The organism is uncultured Abyssibacter sp. (genome assembly GCF_964000955.1).
GTDB lineage: Bacteria > Pseudomonadota > Gammaproteobacteria > Nevskiales > OUC007 > Abyssibacter.
The window spans coordinates 1-3,817 of the sequence record NZ_CAXFCL010000119.1; the positions used below are offsets into that span (position 1 = coordinate 1).

Here is a 3,817-nt window from a genome sequence, read left to right on the forward strand (position 1 = left end):
CGTTCAATCAACTGCCTCCGCTGGCCGCCGCCGTCGCCTGGCTGGTCGTCACGCATCATCGCCTCCCGACGATCCCGGACGACAAGCGCTCCGATTTCAACTTGTGCTGGCTGGAACAGCCACTCTCGCTCGTGGATCACGAATGGAACGAGCGTAAGCAATCTGCTGATCCTGAGCATGTCCAGAAGTACTGGACCATGGCAGACGAGTTGCCGGTGGTCCGGCCGAAATGGCGCGCGCAGGCTGCGCGGATCGCCCGGCAATTGCTGAAGTTGCGTGATCAGCGATCAGCGCCGTGGCTGGAAAATCCCTACGTGATGCACCTCGCTCGACTCAGCCTGATGCTGGCGGATCACCATTACTCGTCTCTACCGGAAGATGCGTCGCAGCGGGTCACCGGCGATGGGGGTTCATCCCTGTATGCCAATACCGGACCGGGGGGAGCGCTCAAGCAGGCACTGGACGAGCATCTGCTGGGCGTGGCGCGAGACGCCGGCCAGATCGCCTATGCGCTGCCGGGTTTCGAGCAGGACTTGCCACGTCTGGCGCGACATCGCGGCTTGCGCAAGCGCAGTGGCGCGGGAAAGTTCGCCTGGCAGGACAAGGCGACCGATGCCGCGGTCTCATTGCGGGAGGTGTCGGTGGAACAGGGCGCGTTCATCGTGAACATGGCGTCCACGGGTTGCGGCAAGACCCTGGCCAACCTGCGAATGCTCAACGCGTTGGCCGATCCTCAGCAGGGTCTGCGGGCGACTTACGCGCTGGGTTTGCGCACCTTGACCCTGCAAACCGGGCGCAGCTATCGCGAGGATCTGCGTTTGGGTGAGGACGAGCTGGCGATCCTGGTCGGCGGGTCGGGCAGTCGGTCGCTGTTCGAATACTACGAACGTCAGGCCGAGGATCATGGATCGGCTTCTGTACAGGCGCTGATTGAGGAAGACAGTCACGTCCTGTTCGAGGGCAACACCGCCGATCATCCGCTGCTTTCACGTGCGATGCAGGACGCCAGCATCCGCAAGCTGATCTCGGCGCCAGTGCTCGTATGCACGGTCGATCACATCGCCCCCGCTACCGAATCGCTGCGCGCCGGTCGCCAGATCGCACCAATGCTGCGGCTGATGAGCAGCGACCTGGTACTCGATGAGCTGGATGACTACGACCTGGACGATCTTCCCGCACTGACGCGGCTGGTCCACTGGGCTGGCCTGTTGGGCACGCGGGTGGTGTTGTCGTCCGCTACGTTGCCGCCTGCGTTGGTCGAAGGGATGTTCATGGCTTATCGCGCCGGCCGTCTTCACTACCGACGCAATCGCGGTGTCGACGGTGGTCAGGCCAACCGAGATATCCAGATTGCCTGCTTGTGGGTGGATGAATTCGGAGTGCAGCGCGAGCACTGCCCTGACGCCGCGATGTTCACCGAACAGCACGCCACCTTCGTGAAGCGGCGGGCGAAAGCCCTGACGGCCGCCGAGCCCGTGCAGCGCGGCGAATTGTTGTCACTGAACATCGCGATGAGAGCGCCCGACGAACAGCGATACGCCGAGTTTGCCGAGCCGCTACGCAACGCCTGCGTTCGTCTGCATCAAGACCACGCCGAAGTGTGCCCACATAGCGGCAAGCACGTCAGTTTCGGCATCGTGCGCATGGCCAACATCGAGCCGCTGGTTGGTGTCGCGCAGGCGTTGTTCCAACTGGGCGGACCGGACAATGTCCGAATTCACCTGTGCGTTTACCACGCACGATTTCCCCAGGTGCAACGCTCGGCGATCGAGTATCAGCTCGACCAGGCATTCAATCGGCGTCAGCCGGAATCGGTGTACGCGCTGCCGGGCATTCGCCATGCGATCGATGCGCATCCGGAATCACATCACGTGTTCGTCGTGCTCGCATCACCAGTCTGCGAGGTCGGTCGGGACTGGGATGCGGACTGGGCGGTCGCCGAACCGTCGTCGATGCGCGCATTGATCCAGTTGGCGGGGCGAGTGCAGCGACATCGGCGAAAGCTCGGTGACAAGCCCAACTTGCTGATCTTCGACACGAACCTGCGCCACTTCAAAGGCGAGCGGGGGCCGGACGGACAGCCCGGGCCGATTTTTCTCCGTCCCGGCTTCGAGCAGTGGCGTGCGCCGGTCGGGCATCCGTTTCGGTTGCTGTCGCATCACCTGAGCAAACTGATGGCGCCTGAGGAATACACCGCGATCAGTGCCTTGCCGCGCGTCTGTTCCAGGCCACTGGCCGAGCTGAAACCCAAACACCGGTTGGTCGACCTGGAACACGCGCGTATGCAGGACCGCATGCTGCCTCCACAAAACGGTGCAAGCGCGCAGACGTCGCGCGGAGGTTCAACACCACAACCAAACGCCGCAACCGCCTGGCTGCACCCGCAGGCCGCGCTGACTGGAATGCTTCAACAGACGCAACGGTTTCGGGACGACGCCCAGCCAGGCGTCATGTTGGCGTTTCTCCCGGATGACGAGGAAGAGCGGTTGCTGCTTCACCGGGTGGAAGAAGAGGGTGGCCGTGGTGGCCGGACGCTTTACGTGGAAATCGACCAAAGCCTTCGGCATGACGTGGACGTGGCGCTTGGTCCAGGCATCAGCAACTGGGGAGACCACGACTTGCTTGGACTGCTGGTTGAGCAGTCGGACTACCTGGGCATGTCGCTGCGTCGATGCGCGGAGAAGCTGGCGACGGTTCGTGCGCCGAAAAGTGACCAGGGGTGGAGTTACCACCCCTGGCTAGGTCTGACGAAATGAACTCTTGAGTCTACCTGCACGGCAGTCGGAACTGAGTCGCATAACTTTCTGAGCTGCATGTGCTGCAGTAAACCCATTTTCACACAGACCATTGAGCGATCGTCTATGAAATCCAGGTAAGTTTTCTAAGTCGTATAACGGTTGACTTTCATGTGGGGCGTGCGCATCATAAATGTGCACCTGCTCCGATTGCGGCGGAGCAGGTGCGTGACAACTTGCCGTTTCGCAACGGCCCTAAGCTCGAGGAAGTCGGCTAAGGAGGATACAAAGCGTGGTTGGCTACCGCGTGATCGTCAGATCGGTTGGGGGCATAGCCCCCTTCCTTCGCACCCCTACGGTGGCAAGTCACCGTGGGGAATTCTACAGACTGGGCTTGGTACGGTCGAACAAAAAGGATTCCCGTGATGGAGACAGATTCAACGAACGATTCACGTTCTGAACGCTTTCGTTCGGCCATCACCACGTTCATTCATGAACGTCGTGATGCCAAGTTGAAAGGCGACGACGCCGCCGACAAGGCGGCGAAATATGAGTACGCCACATGGCTGGCGGATGCCGCCCGCCGCGTCGGCCAGATTCAGGCCGTGACCCATGTGCTCAAAGCCACGCATCCGGATGCACGTGGCAGCAGTCTGCATGCTGCTCCTCAGTCGCTACCTCCGCATTCGGAGATTGGCTCTCACACGCTCGGGGCCGATTTCTCCGAAGACATCGTGGGTAACGCGGCCGCCCTGGATGTCTTCAAGTTCCTGAAGGTCGAGGTCGATGGACGTCGGCTGCTGGACTGGGTGCTGGCAAAGGACGCCGACTTGCAGCGAGCGCTGAGTCCGGACGCCGAAACGGCATCTGAGTGGATGCACGCATTCGGCGGGCTGGTGCGGTTCGCGGTGCAACCGACGTCTCACGTAATGGCCAAGCAGGTTTACTGGTGTGTCGGCGATGACCCCGCCGATGACGATCACTACCAGTTGTTGCAGCCGCTGTTCTCCAGCAGCCTGATGCACGCCGTACATGCCGATGTCAGCGATGCGCGCTTCGGTGAACAGAACAAGGTCGCGCGC

Annotated in this window: 2 protein-coding genes; both read left to right on the forward strand. The window is 61.5% G+C overall.

The features are described from left to right. The coding region (gene cas3f, locus ABNS06_RS05460) for a type I-F CRISPR-associated helicase Cas3f (protein WP_348673078.1) at nt 1–2,756 on the forward strand (2,756 nt) is incomplete at its 5' end. A gap of 491 nt (nt 2,757–3,247) precedes the next feature. Continuing rightward, nucleotides 3,248–3,817, forward strand: a 570-nt coding sequence (csy1, locus tag ABNS06_RS05465) for a type I-F CRISPR-associated protein Csy1 (protein WP_348673079.1), incomplete at its 3' end; no start/stop codon positions are given.